The following is a 17,843-nucleotide window of genomic DNA, read 5'->3' on the forward strand; positions in this document are numbered from 1 at the left end:
CCGATGTAACTGAACATAGTGACGGGCTTCCGCCGAGCACGCAAGCGGAACTTCGGGGTTTTCGCCCGGAACGGCGGGGCGCGCGGGCCCTCGGCCGTCGGCGTCCGTCAGCGGCGACCGCGCAGGAGCTCGCGCTTCTGCTCGATGAAGTCGACCAGGACGTAGTCACCGAGGTTCTGGGGCGTCGTGTAGAACGCGCGGCCCCGGTTCATCTCGGTGAGCTTCTGCACGAAGCGCTGGAGGCTGCGGTCCGGGTCCAGCATGAACGTGTTGATCCGGATGTCCTCGCGGGTGCAGCGGGCCACCTCGAGCAGCGTCGCGTCCACGGTCTCCCGGATCGGGGGGTAGTGGAACTCGGGCTCGCCGTACGAGTTGATGTGGGCGGTCGGTTCGCCGTCGGTGATCATGATGATCTGCTTCGTGCCCGACTGGCGGCCCAGGAGCTGGCGGGCGAGCTGGAACCCGTGCTGCATGTTCGTGCCGTAGACGAAGTCCCAGCTGACCTCGGGGAGCTGCTCGGCCGTGAGGATGCGGGCGACCTCGGAGAAGCCGACGATGCCGAGGTAGTCGCGCGGGTACTGCATCGAGATCAGCGAGTGCAGCGCCATCGCGACCTTCTTGGCCGGCAGGAAGTTGTCGCGCATCGGCATCGACAGCGACAGGTCGAGCATGAGGACGGTCGAGGAGCGGACGACGGTCTCGGTCTCCTCGATCTCGAAGTCCTCGGGCCGCAGTCGCACCGGCGCGGACTCGCCGCGCACGATCGCGTTGCGGATCGTCTTCTCGATGTGGAGGTTGAACGGGTCGCCCCACTCGTAGGGCTTCGTCTGGTACGTGCGCTCGTGGCCCGCACCGTTGCGCTCCATCTCGTGGCGTCCGAGCTGGTCCCGGTCGAGCTTGCGGAACAGCTGGGCGAGGGCGTTCTGCCCGAGACGTCGCATGCCCTTGGGCGTGAGCTCCAGACGGCCCTCGCGCTGCTCGACGAGGCCGGCCTCGGTGAGCATCTTCGTGATCTCGCTCATCCGCTCGAGGCTGGCGGCGGCCTGGTCGCCGAGGAGCTGGCGGACGCGGTCGAGGTCGACGTCCCGGAGCGCGCCCGGATCGGAGCCGCCCCGCAGCATCTGCTCGAGCTGGTCGAGGTCGCCGAGCTGGCCCATGACCGAGGAGGCCTGGGCCATGTCGAGCGGGTCGTCGCCCCGGAACTGGTAGCTGGCGCCCCAGTCCATGTCGGGGAAGGCGTCGCGCAGGTTCTGGCCGAGCTGGTCCATCTGCCAGCGGAGGTCCATGTCCTCGAGCAGCTGGTCGGACAGCTCCTGGAGCTGCGCCCGCTGCTCGGGCGTCATCGAGTTCATCAGCGCCTGCATCGCCTGCATGCGCTGCGCCATGATCTCGAGCAGCTCGTCGAGGTCCTTCGGGTCCTCCGGGAAGAAGTCGCCGTGGCGCTCCATGAAGCCTTGGAAGTCGGGTTCCTCGCCGCGGGCCCGCTGCTCGAGCATCTGGTTGAGCTCGGCGAGCATGTCCTTCATGCGCGACATGTCCTGCGGGGTCATGTTCTGCATGGCGCCGGACATCTGGTCGACGGCCTGCTGCACGAGCTGCTCGCGGAGCCGGTCCTTGAGCTGCTCGAAGCGCTCGGCGGCCTCTGGCGACGAGAAGTCGTACTGGTCCAGGCCCTTGACCTTGCCGGCGAGGTCGGGCGGCAGCATGTCGAGCTCCATGTTGCGCCCCGCCGCCGACTCCTCGGTCAGCTCGGTCCGGCGCTGGTCGCCCGAGTCCCGGGCGGTGTCGACCTGCTGCTGGAGGTGGTCGCGCTCGGCCTGCACGACCTCGTTGAGCTCGTTGGCGATGTCCTCGTAGACGCCGCCGAGGTCGAAGCGGTCGAGGAGGTCGCGGCGCTGGTCGCGGAGCTGCTCGAGCATCTCCCGCAGGCCCTGCATGCGCTCGCCGTTCCGGTCCTCGAAGCCCTGCTGCATCATCCTGCGCAGGGCCGAGTTGAGGTCCCCGTGGTAGAGCAGGTCGTCGGTCAGCTGCTCCATCACGTCGAGCGCGTCCAGCTCGAAGCCGACCTGCGTCCCGTCCCAGGGCGAGTAGCGGAAGCGGGGTCGTGCCATGGGCGGAGGCTACTGCGCCCGGTCCGGGGCGGCCCCTCGCCCGGCCGTGCGTGGCACGTGGAGCTCGGGGGCATCTCGGGCCCGATGTGGGCGTCCGCCGACCCGAGCTCGGGAGTGGTCGGTCTACGGTCGGCGGATGGCCGCCTCCCCGTCGACCGAGGTCACCGTGGGCGAGCGCACCGTGCGGGTGTCCAACCCGGACCGCGTGTACTTCCCCGCGACCGGGGCGACGAAGCTCGACCTCGTCGAGTACTACCTCGCCGTGGGGCCCGGCATCGTGAGGGCGTTGCGGGAGCGGCCGTGCATGCTCCACCGCTTCCCGAAGGGGCTCGACGGGAAGAAGGTCCACCAGAAGCGGATCCCCAACGGCGCGCCGCCGTGGATCGAGACGGTCCGGCTGCACTTCCCGCGGTACGGCCAGCACGCCGACGAGCTGTGCGTGACCGAGCTCGCCCAGGTGATCTGGGCGGTGCAGATGTCGACGGTCGAGTTCCACCCCTGGAACTCCCGCCGCGCCGACACCGAGCGACCCGACGAGTGGCGCATCGACCTGGACCCGATGCCGGACTGCCCGTTCGACCGGGTGCGGCGCGTCGCGGGCGTGGCGCACGAGGTGCTCGACGAGCTGGGCGCCGTCGGCTGGCCGAAGACCTCGGGCGGGCACGGGCTGCACGTGTACGTGCGCATCGAGCCCACGCACCCCTTCGGCGACCTGCGTCGGGCCGCGCTGGCGTTCGCCCGCGAGGTCGAGCGCCGGGCACCCGACGACGTGACGACCGCGTGGTGGCGCAAGGACCGCGACCCGGCCTCGGTGTTCGTCGACTTCAACCAGAACGCCCGCGACCACACGATCGCGGCGGCGTACTCCGTGCGCGGCGTCCCGACCGCGACGGTCTCGGCGCCGATCCGCTGGGACGAGGTCGACGACGTCGAACCGGCCGACATCACGATGGCGACGATGCCGGCGCGCTTCGCCGAGCTCGGCGACCTCCACGAGGGGATCGACGACGCGGTGTTCGCGATCGACGAGCTCCTCGAGTGGGCCGACCGCGACGAGGCCGCCGGCGAGGCGGTGCCCGCCGAGGACGAGGACGCCGACGACGGCTGAGCGCGGCGCGCGGGGATCCCCTCGGCGAGCCCGACGGCGGTCGCACCGGCCAGAGGCGGCGCGGGCGTCCTAGCCTCGGCGTGCATGGACGGCGGCGAGCTGCTCGAGGCGGCCGAGGTCGCGCTGGCCGAGGGCGACTTCGACCGGGCGGTCGCGTCGTGCGAGCACGCGACGACCTTCACCGACGTCGAGGGTCCGGCTCGCGCGCTGCTCGGCGGTCTCCGCTTCATGGACGAGCGGTGGGACGACGCTCAGCGGGAGTGGGAACGATCGTTCCGGTTGCTCCGGCAGGAAGGCAGGTCACGGCGAGCGGCCCGGGTCGCGTGCGAGCTCGCCGGGCTGCAGGTCGGCGTGAAGGGCCACCCGTCGGTCGCCAACGGCTGGCGGGAACGGGCCCGTCGGTGCCTCGAGGGCGACGACCGGTGCGTGGAGCACGGCTACCTCGAGCTGGCCGTGATGGCGTGCGAGCGCTTGAACACCGACGAGCTCCTCGCATCGACCGAACGGGCGTTGGCCATCGCCGTCGAGAGCGGTGACACCACGCTCGAGGCTCGGGCGCTCTCGGACCAGGGAACGGCGCTGGTGACGCGTGGCCACGTCCGCGAGGGCTTCGACAGGCTGGACGCGGCGCTGGCGATGATCACGGCGGGCGAGGTGGAGCCCGTGTCGGTCGGCCTGTGCCTGTGCGCGATGCTCACCGCCTGCGACCGGGCGGGTGAGATCGCCCGTGCCGAGGAGGCGACCGCCCTGGTGCAGGCCTTCTACGGCGCGATGGCGCCCCGGCCCGTCGTGATGTTCACCCACTGCCGGGTGACCTACGGGTCGGTGCTGTGCGCCTCCGGCCGGTGGCCGGAGGGCGAGGCGGAGCTGCTCTCCGCGCTCGGCCCGGCGGACGACCCGGTCCGCTCCCACCGACCCCAGGCGATCGCCCACCTCGCCGACCTGCGGATCGACCAGGGCAGGATCGAGGACGCCGCGGCCCTGCTGGACCCGTTCGGCGAGCACGTGACCTGTTCCCGGCCGCTGGCTCGACTGCACCTGGCCCGGGGGGACCTCGACCTCGCCCAGGCCACGCTGCGCCGCGGGCTCGGCGAGATGGTCGGCGACGCGCTCCGCCGGGCACCGCTGCTCGACCTCCTCGCCGAGATGCAGCTGCGCGCCGGCGACCTGGAGGGCGCTGCGGCGACGGCGGACGAGCTCGTCGCCCTCGCCGGGGACGTCGACCTGGCAACGGTCCAGACGCATGCCGATCGCACCACGGCCCGTGTCCGCCGTGCCGCCGGGGACCGCGACGGGGCGCTCGACGCGCTGAACGCCGTGCTCAGCCGTCACGCCGGCGAGCTCACGCTGACGGTCGCCCTGGCGCACCTCCACCGGGCGGAGATCCGGACCGAGGCGGGCGACGGTCCCGGCTCGATCGACGACGGTCGTACTGCGCTCGCCATCGGGACGCGCCTCGGTGCGGCGCCCGTGCGCGACCGGGCCGCAGCGCTGCTCCGCGACCTCGGGGACACCGGCCGGGTCCGACCGACGAGTCGCGACGAGCTGTCCGCCACGCTCTCGGCCCGGGAGCAGGAGGTGCTCGGGCTCATCGCCGAGGGCCTGACGAACGCGCAGATCGCCGAGCGCCTGTTCATCTCGCCGAAGACGGCCGAGCACCACGTGGGTCGAGTGCTCTCCAAGCTCGGGGTCCGGAGCCGGGCCGAGGCCGCGGCGCTGGCGGTCCGGCTCGCCGTGACCCCGGGCGCCTGAACCGGCCTTGCGACGTCGGTCACGAACCGCCACCCAGGAATGGGGGTGCAGATGGGGGTCATCCCCGATGTGGGCAACCCCGCTCCAGGGCGATGGTGGCGGTGGGGTCGGTGCCGTGCCGGCCCGAGGAGCCAGGAGGCCCGACCATGCAGACCACCGTCAACGAGATCGCCCCCGACGTGTTCCGGCTGTCGACCAGCGTCGCCGAGGTCGGCCCCACCGGCTTCACGTTCAACCAGTTCGTGATCCGAGACGACGAGCCGTTCTTGTTCCACACCGGGATGCGTGGCCTCTTCCCGCTCGTCGCCGACGCGGTCGCACGCGTCGTGCCCCTGTCGTCGCTCCGTTGGATCTCGTTCGGCCACGTCGAGGCCGACGAGTCCGGGGCCGTGAACGAGTTCCTCGCCGCCGCACCGGAGGCTCGGGTGGTCCACGGGGCGCTGGCCTGCGACATCTCGCTGAACGACCTCTGCGACCGTCCGCCCCGCTCCATCGACCCCGGCGAGGTGCTGGACCTCGGCCACCACCGGCTGCGCTTCCTGCCCACGCCGCACGTCCCCCACAACTGGGAGAGCGGTCTCTGGTTCGACGAGTCGACCCGCACGCTGTTCGCCGGCGACCTGCTGAGCCAGGCCGGGGCCGAGCGCGCCCCGGTGGTCGAGGCCGATCTCGTCGAGGACGCGCTCCTCACGGAGGAGGTGTTCCACTCGACGTCACGGGGCCCGGACCTGGTGCCGACCCTCGAGCGCCTCGCCACCCTCGAGCCGACGACGCTCGCCGTGATGCACGGCTCGTCGTTCCGCGGCGACGGCGCCACCCAGCTGCGCGCCCTCGCCTCCGGGTACGCGGCCGCCCTCGCGGACGCGGCCTGACGCCCTCCCGGGACCCGGGTCGTCCCGAGCCCGCATCGGGCGCGAGGTGACCCGGGTCCGGAGGGTGGGCGCGAGTGGGGTCAGCCCCGGGAGCGGTACTGCGCCCGGCCGCCCACGGCGTCCTTGTTGAGGCGCTTCGAGAGGTGCAGGCCCTCGAGCACGAGCTCGACGGCCGAGGCGATGAGCCCCGCGCTCGCCTGCTCCCCGACGAGCTGGTCGACCGGGCCACCCAGCGCGGGGAGCTCGGTGAGCAGCTCGACGTAGCGCGCCGCGGGCACGTCCTCGCCGATCTCGATCGGGTCCTGGTCCTCGAAGGCCTCGACGACCTTCGTCAGCGACTCGGGGCGGACCCGCTCGCGGAACACGGTGAGCACGGCGGAGCGGACCAGGTGGTCGAGCACCTGCTCGTCGCGACCCTCCTCGAGCGTCTCGATCTCGATCTTGCCGGCGGTCGACGCCGGGAGCGCCTCCAGGTCGCAGACACGGGGGACGACCTCCTCCTCGCCGGCGGCGAGGGCCCGGCGGGCGGCGTTGGCGACCATCGTCTCCTGGTTGGAGACCGAGAGGCGCACCGACACGCCGGAGCGCTGCGAGATGTGGGGGCTCTGGCGGGCGAGCTGCGAGATCGTTGCGATGATGTCGGACATGTGGTCGGGCACGGTGACCGACACGCCGTCGACCTCGAACGGCTCGGCTTCCTGGTGGACGATCGTCACCTCGGTCTCGACGTCGAGCGGGTAGTGCGTCCGCACCTGCGAGCCGAAGCGGTCCTTCAGCGGCGTGATCAGCCGGCCGCGGTTCGTGTAGTCCTCGGGGTTGGCCGAGGCGACGAGCAGCAGGTCGAGCGGCAGCTGGATCTTGTAGCCCCGGATCTGGATGTCACGCTCCTCGAGCACGTTCAACAGGCCCACCTGGATCCGCTCGGCCAGGTCGGGGAGCTCGTTGATGGCGAAGATGCCGCGGTTGGTGCGGGGCACCAGGCCGTAGTGGAGCGTCAGCTCGTCGGAGAGGTAGCGGCCCTCGGCGACGCGGATCGGGTCGACCTCGCCGATGAGGTCGGCGATCGCGGTGTCGGGCGTGGCGAGCTTCTCGCCGAAGCGCAGCGACCGGTGCACCCAGTCGATCGGGGTCTCCTCGCCCGCCTCGGCGACGAGGTTCCGGGCGTGCGCCGACACGGGCGCGTACGGGTCGTCGTTGATCTCGGACCCCTCGACGATGGGCATCCACTCGTCGAGGAGGTCGACGAGCGAGCGGATCATCCGCGTCTTCGCCTGGCCGCGCTCACCCAGGAAGATGACGTCGTGGCCCGCCAGCAGCGCGTTCTCGAGCTGCGGGAAGACGGTGTCCTCGTAGCCGAGCACGTGCGGGAACAGCGGCACGCCGTCCCGGATCCGTGCGGCGGCGTTGCGGCGGATCTCGTGCTTGACCGGCACGGAGCTCCAGCCGGAGGCGCGCAGCTCCCCGAGGGTGGACGGCAGGTCGTCGGGCTGGGTCCCGCTGTCGGCGGCGTTCGAGGGGGTGGTGGGGTCAGCCATGCGCGGAGGCTACCCGGGCGTCCGAGCACCGACCCGGCGGCGCCGGACGGGCCCGGCCGGCCGCGCCGCCGTGCCGGGAGGGCCTCGTCGGCGCCTCCCCGCACGGCGGAGCGGGACGGTCAGAGCGCCGGCGGCTTGGCGGGCTTGTAGCCGGGGGCCCGGAGCGGCTTGCGCAGGTCCTTGCGCATCGGCTTGCGGAGCGCCTTCGGCGGGATGTCGTTGACCATGTGGGTGTCCTCCGTGGAGTGGTGTGTGGTGTCACCAGGGCACGGCCCGACGCCCTGAGAGGTGGCCCCGGGCCCGGCCTGGGGAGGACGGGCAGGGGTGGTCGTGGTGCTCAGCCGGTCCGGCGCCGCTCCTGCTGCTGCTGGACCTGCTGCTGCTGGATGGGCCCGGCGGGGTTCGACGGGTGGGCCCGCCGGCCGGCCATCGGCATCTCGGACGGCACGTGCACGCTGCGCTGCTGGTCGGCGCTCGTGCGCCAGAGGTCGGCGCTGTCGACGCGGCGGATCTCGACGACCGGCGTGACCGTCGACGCGGCCGGGCCGAGGAAGACGCCCCGGAGCGGCTGCACGTCGTCGTAGCTGCGGCCGTGGCCGATCTTCACGTGGTGCTCGCCGACGACCTGGCCGTTGGTCGGGTCGAGCGCGAGCCAGCCCCACCCGGGGACCGCGGCCTCCATCCAGGCGTGGGTCTGCACGTAGACGGTGTCGCCGACGGGCACCTCGCCGGTCTCGTCGCGGTCGGTGAACAGGTAGCCGGACACGTAGCGCGCCGGCACCCCCAGCGACCGGCACATGGACACGGCGAGGTGCGCGTAGTCCTGGCAGACGCCGGCCCCGCCGGAGAGCACGTCCTCGACGCCGATGCCGACGTCGGTCGCTCCGGGCCGGTACTGGAGGTTGGTGCCGACGAACCGGTGAATGGCGAGGATGGCGCCGACGACGTCGGGGCCGGCCAGCGCGAGCTGGCGCTGCGCCACCTCGGCGACGCCGGGGCCCCAATCGGTGTTGCGGTCGCGGCCGAGGTACTCGATGTGGGCGTCGACGAAGTCGCCGCGCTTGAGCGCCTCGGTCCGGGGAGCGGCGGTCGGCAGCGGGCGGGGTCGGGTCTCGACCGACGCCTCGGCGGTCACGGCCATCGCGGTGTGGTGGCGGCGGATGCCGAACGCGTCGACCCGCGTGCCCCATGCGTCGATGTAGCTGAACACGCGGGCGCCGGGCTCGACGGTGACCCGGTAGTCGAGCAGCCGCTGGCTCGCGTCGGTCGTCGGGCAGGCCCGCAGCTCGTTCTGCGACTCGCTCGTCCGCTCGCTGTACTCGAACGCCGTCCGGTACCTGACGTCCAGCCTCACGTGGTGCCCCCGATCCTCGAACCCATCGAGCCCGACCCCACCGCCGAGCCCGTGCCCACCGCTGCGGCGGCCCCACCGGCGGCGCCGGCGGCGCCGTTCGCCGACAGCTCCCTGCCCTGCTCGGGCTGCTCGCCCGGCACGAGGTGCAGCTCGTGCAGGTCGAGCTCGACCCGGTAGAGGAAGCACTCGGCCGCGATGGCGCTGGCCACGTCGCGGATCTGCGCCTCCACGACCTCGAGGGTGGGCACCAGCTCGCCGTCGCAGAGCTCGGCCGCGTCGGCGAACTCGAGCTCGGCGCGCACGCGCCCGAGCAGGCGCAGCGCCAGCGATCGGCGATCGCCGGTGATGCTCGCCAGAAGGCTCTCCGCGCCGCGCAGGGAGAAGAGGACCGAGCGCGGCAGCGTCGGCGACAGCAGCAGCAGCTCGATCAGCGCCACCTCGTCGAAGTCGCGGTAGCGGCGGCGGTAGGCGCTCAGCGCGCTCGACGCCCGCAGCGTCGCGAACCACTCGTGGACCTCGTCCTCGCGGTGGCGGGAGTGGCGGGCGCGCAGCTGGCGGACGCCCATCTCGGCCCGCTCGAGCAGCAGCCCGAGGTTGAAGAAGTGCCAGCCCTCTTCGCGGGACCACGTGCCGTCGGCGACGCCGATCACGCTCTGCACGCCCTGGCGGATGAACCCGTAGAGCTCGTGCGGCTGCCGCTGCAGGTCGAGGGCGACGTTGCGGTTGCCCAGATCGAGGTGCAACGAGTTCAGCTGCTCCCAGATCTCGACGGCCAGGTGCTCGCGCACCCCTCGGGCGTTGGTGCGGGCCTGCTCGATGCAGGCCTGGATCGAGCCACGGTTCGCCGGGTCGCAGACCAAGTACTCGCACACCGCGGTCGCGGTCAGCGGCAGGTCGGTATCCGAGAACTCGTCGTCGAGCCCGACCGACACGAGCACGTCGACCCACGCCTCCTGCGCCTCGCCGGGCGTCGACTCGAGGAGCCGGTGGTAGGTGACGTCGAGCAGGCGGGCGGTGTCCTCGGCGCGCTCCAGGTAGCGCCCGGTCCAGAAGAGGTACTCGGCGGTGCGGGCGAGCATCAGCTGCTGCTCCCCGACTGCACGGTCGCCCCGAGCTCGCCGAGCTGGCGGATGTCGAGGTCCGCGGGCCGGTGCGGCTCGACGATCTTGAGTTCGGCGGTGGCGGGCTCGTCCGCCGCAGCCGCGCCGATCGACCGACCCTCCTTGACCTCGTCGTCCGCCTCGACGGTCGCGGTGTCGGGCGCCAGCACCCAGGTGTCCTTCGAGCCGCCGCCCTGCGAGCTGTTCACGACGAGCGAGCCCTTGCGCAGCGCGACACGCGTGAGCCCGCCGGGCACGACCTCGACCTTCTCGCCGGAGAGGATGAAGGGTCGGAGGTCGATGTGGCGGCCCTCGACGTGGTCCTCGACCAGGCAGGGGTGCCGGGACAGCGAGATGACCTCCTGCGCGATGTAGTTGCGCGGGTTCTCCTCGACGAGCTTCCGGGTCTCCTCGATCTCCTCGTCGCTGGCGTGCGGACCGATCATGATCCCGTAGCCGCCGGCCTCGGCCACCGGCTTCACCACGAGCTGGTCGAGCCGGTCGAGGACCGAGGCCCGCTGGTCGGGGTCCCAGAGGAGGTAGGTCGGCACGTTGGCGAGGATCGGCTCCTCGCCGAGGTAGTAGCGGATCATCGCCGGCACGTACGCGTAGACCGCCTTGTCGTCGGCGACGCCGTTGCCCACCGCGTTGGCGATCGTGACGTTGCCGGCCCGGGCCGCCGCCATCAGGCCGGGCACGCCGAGCGCCGAGTCGGGCCGGAACACGACCGGGTCGAGGAAGTCGTCGTCGATGCGGCGGTAGATGACGTCGACGCGGCGCAGGCCGTTGGTCGTGCGCATGTAGACGACGTGGTCCTCGACGACGAGGTCGCGGCCCTCGACGAGCTCGACGCCCATCTGCGTCGCGAGGAACACGTGCTCGAAGTAGGCGGAGTTGTAGATGCCCGGGGTGAGGACGACCACGGTCGGCGCGTCGCCCGCGGCGGGCGGGCCGACGCGCTGCAGGGCGTGCAGCAGCATCGAGCCGTACTGGTCGACCGGCCGGACCTTCTCGCCGGCGAACAGCTGCGGCAGCACACGGGCGAGCGCAGCGCGGTTCTCGACGACGTAGGAGATGCCGCTCGGGCTGCGGAGGTTGTCCTCGAGGACCCGGTACGTGCCCTCGTCGTCGCGGATGACGTCGACGCCGGCGACCAGGCAGCGGGCGCCGAGGGGCACCGGCACCCCGAAGGCCTCGTGGGTGAAGCCGTCGGACGACAGGACGAGCCAGCGGGGCACGACCCCGTCCTCGACGATCTGCATGCCCCCGACGTACAGGTCGTCGAGGAACCGGTTGAGCGCCCGGACCCGCTGCACGAGGCCCTGCTCCAGGTGCGACCACTCGTCCGCGGGGATCACCCGGGGCAGCAGGTCCATCGGGAAGGTGCGCTCGATGCCGGCGGGCGACGCGTCGTCGTGGTCCTCGTAGACCGTGAACGTGATGCCCTGGGTCTGGAACGCGGCGTTGCGCCGGCGCTCGGCACGGGCCAGGTCCTCGTGGCTCAGCCCTTGGAGCGCGCTGGCGACGTGCCCGTAGTGCGGTCGGACGTCTCCCTCGCCGTCGACCACCTCGTCGAAGAACCCGTCGAGGGCGTAGTCGTCGAACCAGTCGGCCACGGAGGGGACGGTAAAGCGGTCCTCCGGCCCCGGGAAAGCCGGTGAAGGCTTGTTCACATCCGGTTCACATGGTCGTGATGGGGCAGGAACACGGGCGCGGACACCAGGTCCCGGTACCCACGCGGCCGCCGGCGCAACCCCGGACCCCCACCGCTCCCGTCGGTGCCGCGCCCCTACCGTGGCGGGGATGTGCGACCGCTGCGAGCGCGACGACGGGCTCCCGGGCCCGCACCGACGGGCGCTCCTGCGCGGCCTGGTGGTTGCGCCGCTGGTGACCGCGGCCGCCGTCGGGTCGGGTCCGCGGGCATCGGCCGCCGCCGGCGTCGGCGGGTCGGCGCCAGCTCGGACGACGGGAGCTCGGACTGCGGCGGCTCGGACGGCGACGGCTCGGACGGCGACGGCTCGGTCGGTGGCGGTGCCGCCGATCGTCCGCCGGGCCGACTGGGGCGGCGACCTGCCGAGCGGACCGCTCGTCGCCGAGGACGTCCGCTTCCTGCTCGTCCACCACACCGCTGAGCCGGGCAACGACTACGGGCCCGACGACCCGGTGCGGCTGCTCCGCGGCATCCACGCCTTCCACACCGGCGCGTCCAAGGGCTGGCCCGACGTCGCGTACAACTTCTTCGTCGACCGGTACGGGACGATCTACGAGGGCCGGGCCGGCAGCGTCGACGGGCCGGTGCGGGGCTCGGCGACCGGGGGCAACCAGGGCTACAGCCAGCTCTGCTGCTTCCTCGGCGACCACACCTCGGAGCCGCCGACCCCCGAGGCGCTGGGGGCGATGTGGTCGCTCCTCGCCTGGCTCGCCGACCGGTACTCGATCGACACCGGACCCGGGGCGACCGCCCGGTTCACCTCGCTCGGCTCCAACCGCTGGCCGGCCGGCGCCGCCGTCGAGACCGCCACGATCAGCGCACACCGCGACGTGTCGCAGACCACCTGCCCGGGCGACGCCTGCTACGCCCTCGTTCGCACGACGTTCCCGGTCGAGGTCAGCGCCCGCCGTGCGCCCGGCCCCGCGGCGACGACGACCACGGCGCCGCCCGGCACGGCACCGGGCCCGACGACGCCCGCCACGACCGGATCGGCCCCGACCAGCGTGCGCGCCGCACCGGAGCGCGACGAGCCCGCCGCCGCAGGAGGTCCGGCCGGCCAGGACGAGGAGCGGTGGCCGCTCGTCGCGGGCGCGGGCGCGCTGGCCGCGGCTGCGGTGGCGGGCGTCGTGGCCCTCCGCCGCCGGCGCGGCTGACCGCCTCAGTCGCGGTGCAGCAGGACGGCGGACCACCCGTCGTCGTCGAGGCGGGCCACGACGTGGAGCTCGGAGCCCGAGCCCCGCACGGCCGCGATCGCCCGGTCGACCTGGCCCGTCGCGTCGTCGGCCAGCAGCCCGCTCAGCACCAGGTCGCCGCCGGGGGCCACGGCCGACGCGAGCTGCGGACCCAGCTGCTCGATGATCGGGACGAGGAGGTTGGCGAGCACGAGGTCGAACGGACCGTGCTCGTCGACCACGTCGGCGACCGTGCGGACCGACGACTCGACGACGAGATGCTCCACCCCGCCGAGCGCCGCGGTCCGGCGCGTCGCCTCGACGGCAGCGTGATCGATGTCGACCGCGACCAGCGAGGTCGCCCCGAGGAGGAGCGCAGCGGCGCCGAGCACGCCGGTGCCCGAGCCGACGTCGAGCACGCGACCGAGCGCCGACCGGTCGGCCAGCGACTCGATCGCGGCGAGGCAGAGCCGGGTCGTCGCGTGCGACCCGGACCCGAACGAGGCGGCGGCGTCGACGACGACCTCGATCCGGCCGTCGTGCTCGGGCGACGGCGCGACCCAGGCAGGTCGGACGACCAGCCGCTCACCGACCGCCACCGCAACCGCGTGGTCGCGCCACCCGCCCGACCACGACGGGTCGACCTCGAGCACCTCGAAGGGCTGGCCGGTCGCCTCGAGGTCGGGCAGCGCGCCGACGGGCAGGTCGGCGACGAGCCGGAGCCCGCCGCCGTCGGGCGTCGCCAGCTCGGACACCGCGCTGGCACCGAGCGAGAAGAGCCGGTCCGCAAGCAGCTCGGCACCCGTCGCGCAGAACGGCGTGTCGTCGGCGACGACGGCCACGACCATGCGGGCGCCCCCTTCCTGAGCGCGGTCACCGAGCGGCTCGGGGGTCACGTGTGCCATCGCGCCCGACAGGGTAGGGACCGACCATGTCCACGTCACCAGGTGAACCGTCCCGCACCCTCGACGACCGCACCGGCCACAGCACCGAGCACACCGAGCCGGGCGTGCGTGAGGCGGAGCGACGGGACCGCGACCGGGACGAGCGCGACGACTCACCGTCCCTGCGCCAGCGACTCCACGCCGCCACCGGCGACCGCGACCGGGAGGCCGAGGCCCTGGCCGACCGCTCGCCCGACGACGTCTCGGTCGACGACGCGAAGGTGGCGGTCAACCGCGCCCACGGCCACGACCCCGAGGTCCGGCCGACCGAGAGCGAGATCGCGAGCCCCGAGGACGCCGAACAGGTGGCGGACGAGCGCGACGACTGAGGCTCCGTCGCGCTGTCGATCGTTCTTGCGTGGGTTCGCGTCGCCTGGCGACGGGAACCCACGCAGGAACGGGAGGCACGAGCCGGGGCCGATCGCTCCGGGCGATCGCGGTCATCCCTGGAACACGGTGACCGTTTGTGAGCCCGCTCCACGCGGCAGGTAGGTTTCGATCGAACCGATCCCGCAGTCGTTCGATCGCTGGTCGGTGACCCGCCGTTCAGGAGAGCACGGGCATGACCCAGGCCATGGAACGTCGAGAGGGCGCGGACGCCCCCGACGTCAACGGGACGCACAGGTCCAACAGGAACCTGTTGATCGACTTCTGGCGGTCGGCCGTCGGCAAGAAGTGGGTCATGGCCCTCACGGGCGTCGGCCTGATGGGCTTCGTGTTCGCCCACATGTTCGGCAACCTGAAGATGTTCCTCGGCCGGACCGAGTTCGACCACTACGCCGAGGGCCTGCGCTCGCTGTTCTCGCCGATCCTCCCCCACACGTGGGCGCTGTGGGCGCTGCGCATCGGGCTGATCGTGATGTTCGCCCTGCACATCATCGCGGCGGCCCAGCTCACGGCCATGAACCGGCGGTCCCGCCCGATCCGGTACCAGTCGCCGCGCGACTACATCGCCGCCAACTTCGCCTCCCGGACGATGCGCTGGACCGGCGTGATCGTCCTGCTCTACCTGCTCTTCCACCTGGCGGACCTCACCTGGGGCTGGGTCAACCCCGACTTCGTCCGCGGCGCCGCGTACGACAACCTCGTCGCCAGCCTCGAGCAGTGGCCGGTGGCGATCATCTACCTGATCGGCAACATCGCCCTCGGCATCCACCTGTTCCACGGCGCCTGGTCGATGTTCCAGTCCATGGGCATCAACAGCCCCCGCTACAACGGCGTCCGCAAGGCGTTCGCCGCCGGCTTCGTCGTCGTCACCATCGGCATGAACTGCGCCTTCGTCGTGGCCATCCAGGCCGGCGTCGTCTCGAACTGACGCGGAGAGAGGAACCACCGTGACCATCACCCTCGACGCGCACATCCCCCAGGGGCCGATCGCCGAGAAGTGGACGAACCACAAGTTCGACCTGAAGCTCGTGAACCCGTCGAACCGTCGGAAGTTCGACGTGATCGTCGTCGGCACCGGCCTGGCCGGCGCCGCGGCCGCCGCCACGCTCGGCGAGCTCGGTTACAACGTGAAGGTCTTCACCTTCCACGACTCGCCCCGCCGTGCGCACTCGATCGCCGCCCAGGGCGGCATCAACGCCGCGAAGAACTACCGCAACGACGGCGACTCGGTGCACCGGCTCTTCTACGACACGATCAAGGGCGGCGACTACCGCTCCCGTGAGGCGAACGTGCACCGCCTCGCCGAGGTGTCGGTCAACATCATCGACCAGTGCACCGCCCAGGGCGTCCCCTTCGCCCGGGAGTACGGCGGCCTGCTCGACAACCGCTCGTTCGGCGGCGCCCAGGTGGCCCGCACGTTCTACGCCCGGGGCCAGACGGGCCAGCAGCTGCTGCTCGGCGCCTATCAGGCGCTCGCCCGCCAGATCCACCTCGGCACCGTCCAGCTGTACAACCGCATGGAGATGCAGGACGTCGTCGTGCACGACGGCCGGGCCCAGGGCATCACCTGCCGCGACCTGCTGACCGGCGAGGTCGAGGCGTTCAGCGCCCACGCCGTGCTGCTGTGCACCGGCGGCTACGGCAACGTCTACTTCCTCTCGACGAACGCCAAGGCCTGCAACGTGACGGCCACCTGGCGGGCGCACAAGAAGGGCGCGGCGTTCGCCAACCCCTGCTTCACGCAGATCCACCCGACGTGCATCCCGCCGGCCGACGAGTTCCAGTCGAAGCTGACCCTCATGTCGGAGTCGCTCCGCAACGACGGTCGCATCTGGGTGCCGAAGGCGTTCGACGACAGCCGTGCCCCCGCCGACATCCCCGAGAGCGAGCGCGACTACTACCTCGAGCGCAAGTACCCGGCGTTCGGCAACCTCGTCCCGCGCGACGTCGCCTCCCGCAACGCCAAGACCGTCGTCGACGAGGGCCGCGGCGTCGGCCCGCTCAAGAACGGCGTGTACCTGGACTTCGCCGACGCCATCGCGCGCTTCGGCGAGGACACCATCCGGGCCCGCTACGGGAACCTGTTCGACATGTACGAGCGGATCACCGGCGAGGACCCGTACAAGGTGCCGATGCGCATCTACCCGGCCACCCACTACACGATGGGCGGCCTGTGGGTGGACTACAACCTGCAGACCACGATCCCCGGCCTCTTCGCCCTGGGCGAGGCCAACTTCTCCGACCACGGCGCCAACCGCCTGGGCGCCTCGGCGCTCATGCAGGGCCTGGCCGACGGCTACTTCGTCGGGCCGTCCACGGTCGCCGGCTACCTCGCCGGCCTGCTCGGCACGACGCCGATGTCGACCGACGAGCCGGCGTTCACCTCGACGCTCGCCGAGAGCCAGGACCGCATCGACCAGCTGGTCGCGGTGCAGGGGACGGCGACGGTCGACCACTACCACCGCGAGCTCGGCAAGATCGTGTGGGACTACTGCGGGATGAGCCGCAACAAGGCGGGCCTCGAGAAGGCGCTGGCCGAGATCCCTCCGCTCCGCGAGGAGTTCTGGAAGAACGTCCGGATCCCCGGCGACCCGAACGGCTGGAACCAGTCGCTCGAGAAGGGCCTGCGGGTCGCGGACTTCATGGAGATGGCCGAGCTGAAGGTCCGCGACGCCCTCCACCGCGAGGAGTCCTGCGGCGGCCACTTCCGCGAGGAGCACCAGACCGAGGACGGCGAGGCCAAGCGCGACGACGAGAACTTCGCGTACGTCGGTGCCTGGGAGTACGGCGGGCCCGACATCCAGCGCGACGCCATCCTCCACAAGGAGGACCTGGTGTTCGAGAACGTGGCGCTGACGCAGCGCAGCTACAAGTGAGCCACAGGGAGACGAGGACGTGACCGACACCACCAACGCCGACTCCCCGACCGTGACCGGCGGCGTGCCCGAGCCGCCGCCGCACGGGAAGATGCTCAACCTGAAGCTGCGGGTCTGGCGCCAGCCCGGCCCCGACACGCACGGCCACTTCGAGGAGTACACGACGACCGTCGCCGACGACGCGTCGTTCCTCGAGATGCTCGACTACGTCAACGAGGACCTGATCACCAGCGGCGACGAGCCGATCTCGTTCGACCACGACTGCCGCGAGGGCATCTGCGGCACGTGCGGCCTGATGATCAACGGCCAGGCCCACGGCCCGCAGAAGGGCACGGCCACGTGCCAGCTCCACATGCGGAAGTTCAGCGACGGCGACGAGATCACGATCGAGCCGTGGCGGGCCGCGGGCTTCCCGATCATCAAGGACCTGGTGGTCAACCGGGCGGCGTTCGACCGCATCGTCGAGGCCGGCGGCTACATCACCGTCAACACCGGTGCGGCCCCCGACGCCAACGAGATCCCGGTTCCCAAGGAGGCCGCCGACGCGGCCATGGACGCGGCGGCCTGCATCGGCTGCGGCGCCTGCGTGGCGGCCTGCCCGAACTCGGCGGCCAACCTCTTCACCGCGGCGAAGATCAACCACCTGAACCTGCTGCCGCAGGGCCAGGCGGAGCGCTACGACCGCACCGAGACGATGGTCGAGACGATGGAGGAGTACTTCGGCTCCTGCACCAACTACGGGGAGTGCCAGGAGGCGTGCCCCAAGGAGATCTCGATCGACTTCATCGCCATGATGAACCGGGACTACGCCAAGTCGAAGCTGGTGAACCTGCGCCGCCTGGGCCAGAAGAAGATCGGCTGACCGTTCTGTGATGCTGATCACGTCGGAACAGACGCATCGAGCATCACAGAACGGGCCGC

General features: G+C 72.0%; 14 protein-coding genes. 8 read left to right on the plus strand and 6 right to left on the minus strand.

Annotation, left to right across the window (positions count from 1 at the left end):
• Window positions 1-107: 107 nt before the first annotated feature.
• Window positions 108-2,111: a vWA domain-containing protein gene (locus tag LH044_RS10210; protein ID WP_227759927.1), complete on the minus strand. Its 2,004-nt coding sequence runs from the start codon at window positions 2,109-2,111 to the stop codon at window positions 108-110.
• Between the two features lie 136 nt (window positions 2,112-2,247).
• Between LH044_RS10210 and ligD the strand changes: the two genes are divergently transcribed.
• The 3 genes from ligD (at window position 2,248) to LH044_RS10225 (ending at window position 5,843) form a co-directional block, all read left to right on the plus strand.
• Window positions 2,248-3,219, plus strand: a complete 972-nt coding sequence (gene ligD, locus LH044_RS10215) for a non-homologous end-joining DNA ligase (protein WP_227759928.1) — start codon at window positions 2,248-2,250, stop codon at window positions 3,217-3,219.
• Window positions 3,220-3,303: 84 nt separating this feature from the next.
• The gene (locus LH044_RS10220; protein WP_227759929.1) at window positions 3,304-4,971 is read left to right on the plus strand and encodes a LuxR family transcriptional regulator; all 1,668 of its coding nucleotides are present in this window, start codon (window positions 3,304-3,306) and stop codon (window positions 4,969-4,971) included.
• Between the two features lie 146 nt (window positions 4,972-5,117).
• Window positions 5,118-5,843: an oxygen-binding di-iron domain-containing protein gene (locus LH044_RS10225; RefSeq protein WP_227759930.1), complete on the plus strand. Its 726-nt coding sequence runs from the start codon at window positions 5,118-5,120 to the stop codon at window positions 5,841-5,843.
• 80 nt (window positions 5,844-5,923) lie between these two features.
• Here the strand turns inward: LH044_RS10225 and LH044_RS10230 are convergent, their stop codons facing one another.
• The 4 genes from LH044_RS10230 to LH044_RS10245 all read right to left on the minus strand — a co-directional run bounded on the left by LH044_RS10230 (window position 5,924) and on the right by LH044_RS10245 (window position 11,448).
• Window positions 5,924-7,378, minus strand: a complete 1,455-nt coding sequence (locus LH044_RS10230) for a sigma 54-interacting transcriptional regulator (RefSeq protein ID WP_227759931.1) — start codon at window positions 7,376-7,378, stop codon at window positions 5,924-5,926.
• Between the two features lie 337 nt (window positions 7,379-7,715).
• A complete protein-coding gene (locus LH044_RS10235) occupies window positions 7,716-8,732 on the minus strand; it encodes a transglutaminase family protein (RefSeq protein ID WP_227759932.1) in 1,017 nt (338 codons plus the stop codon).
• Complete coding sequence (locus tag LH044_RS10240) at window positions 8,729-9,811, minus strand: alpha-E domain-containing protein (RefSeq protein WP_227759933.1); 1,083 nt, start codon at window positions 9,809-9,811, stop codon at window positions 8,729-8,731. The genes LH044_RS10235 and LH044_RS10240 overlap by 4 nt, the downstream gene beginning before the upstream one ends.
• On the minus strand, window positions 9,811-11,448 hold the full coding sequence (locus tag LH044_RS10245; protein ID WP_227759934.1) for a circularly permuted type 2 ATP-grasp protein: 1,638 nt from the start codon (window positions 11,446-11,448) through the stop codon (window positions 9,811-9,813). Before LH044_RS10245 ends, LH044_RS10240 begins: the two co-directional genes overlap by 1 nt.
• A gap of 409 nt (window positions 11,449-11,857) precedes the next feature.
• Here LH044_RS10245 and LH044_RS10250 point away from each other — a divergent pair, with 409 nt between their 5' ends.
• On the plus strand, window positions 11,858-12,697 hold the full coding sequence (locus LH044_RS10250) for an N-acetylmuramoyl-L-alanine amidase (RefSeq protein ID WP_227759935.1): 840 nt from the start codon (window positions 11,858-11,860) through the stop codon (window positions 12,695-12,697).
• A 5-nt stretch (window positions 12,698-12,702) separates the two neighbouring features.
• On the opposite strand, the gene LH044_RS10255 is transcribed toward LH044_RS10250, so the two are convergent.
• The gene (locus LH044_RS10255) at window positions 12,703-13,620 is read right to left on the minus strand and encodes a 50S ribosomal protein L11 methyltransferase (RefSeq protein ID WP_227759936.1); all 918 of its coding nucleotides are present in this window, start codon (window positions 13,618-13,620) and stop codon (window positions 12,703-12,705) included.
• Between the two features lie 26 nt (window positions 13,621-13,646).
• Here LH044_RS10255 and LH044_RS10260 point away from each other — a divergent pair, with 26 nt between their 5' ends.
• The 4 genes from LH044_RS10260 (at window position 13,647) to LH044_RS10275 (ending at window position 17,784) form a co-directional block, all read left to right on the plus strand.
• On the plus strand, window positions 13,647-13,988 hold the full coding sequence (locus tag LH044_RS10260) for a hypothetical protein (protein WP_227759937.1): 342 nt from the start codon (window positions 13,647-13,649) through the stop codon (window positions 13,986-13,988).
• A 233-nt stretch (window positions 13,989-14,221) separates the two neighbouring features.
• Window positions 14,222-14,974 carry a succinate dehydrogenase cytochrome b subunit gene (locus LH044_RS10265; protein WP_227759938.1) on the plus strand — a complete coding sequence of 251 codons (753 nt, stop codon included), beginning with the start codon at window positions 14,222-14,224 and terminating at the stop codon, window positions 14,972-14,974.
• A gap of 25 nt (window positions 14,975-14,999) precedes the next feature.
• Window positions 15,000-16,922, plus strand: a complete 1,923-nt coding sequence (locus LH044_RS10270; RefSeq protein WP_374210610.1) for a fumarate reductase/succinate dehydrogenase flavoprotein subunit — start codon at window positions 15,000-15,002, stop codon at window positions 16,920-16,922.
• 91 nt (window positions 16,923-17,013) lie between these two features.
• The gene (locus LH044_RS10275) at window positions 17,014-17,784 is read left to right on the plus strand and encodes a succinate dehydrogenase/fumarate reductase iron-sulfur subunit (protein ID WP_374210611.1); all 771 of its coding nucleotides are present in this window, start codon (window positions 17,014-17,016) and stop codon (window positions 17,782-17,784) included.
• Window positions 17,785-17,843 lie beyond the last annotated feature (59 nt).

It is taken from the genome of Dermatobacter hominis, from assembly GCF_020715685.1.
GTDB classification, from domain to species: Bacteria; Actinomycetota; Acidimicrobiia; order Acidimicrobiales; family Microtrichaceae; genus Dermatobacter; species Dermatobacter hominis.

What these genes read in the sequence shown, in the direction of transcription:
- LH044_RS10230 (WP_227759931.1), bottom strand. Translation starts at nt 7,378, where the DNA reads ATGGCTGACCCCACCACCCCCTCGAACGCCGCCGACAGCGGGACCCAG.
- LH044_RS10210 (WP_227759927.1), bottom strand. Translation starts at nt 2,111, where the DNA reads ATGGCACGACCCCGCTTCCGCTACTCGCCCTGGGACGGGACGCAGGTC.
- LH044_RS10275 (WP_374210611.1), top strand. Translation starts at nt 17,014, where the DNA reads ATGCTCAACCTGAAGCTGCGGGTCTGGCGCCAGCCCGGCCCCGACACG.
- LH044_RS10255 (WP_227759936.1), bottom strand. Translation starts at nt 13,620, where the DNA reads ATGGCACACGTGACCCCCGAGCCGCTCGGTGACCGCGCTCAGGAAGGG.
- ligD (WP_227759928.1), top strand. Translation starts at nt 2,248, where the DNA reads ATGGCCGCCTCCCCGTCGACCGAGGTCACCGTGGGCGAGCGCACCGTG.
- LH044_RS10260 (WP_227759937.1), top strand. Translation starts at nt 13,647, where the DNA reads ATGTCCACGTCACCAGGTGAACCGTCCCGCACCCTCGACGACCGCACC.
- LH044_RS10265 (WP_227759938.1), top strand. Translation starts at nt 14,222, where the DNA reads ATGACCCAGGCCATGGAACGTCGAGAGGGCGCGGACGCCCCCGACGTC.
- LH044_RS10220 (WP_227759929.1), top strand. Translation starts at nt 3,304, where the DNA reads ATGGACGGCGGCGAGCTGCTCGAGGCGGCCGAGGTCGCGCTGGCCGAG.
- LH044_RS10225 (WP_227759930.1), top strand. Translation starts at nt 5,118, where the DNA reads ATGCAGACCACCGTCAACGAGATCGCCCCCGACGTGTTCCGGCTGTCG.
- LH044_RS10240 (WP_227759933.1), bottom strand. Translation starts at nt 9,811, where the DNA reads ATGCTCGCCCGCACCGCCGAGTACCTCTTCTGGACCGGGCGCTACCTG.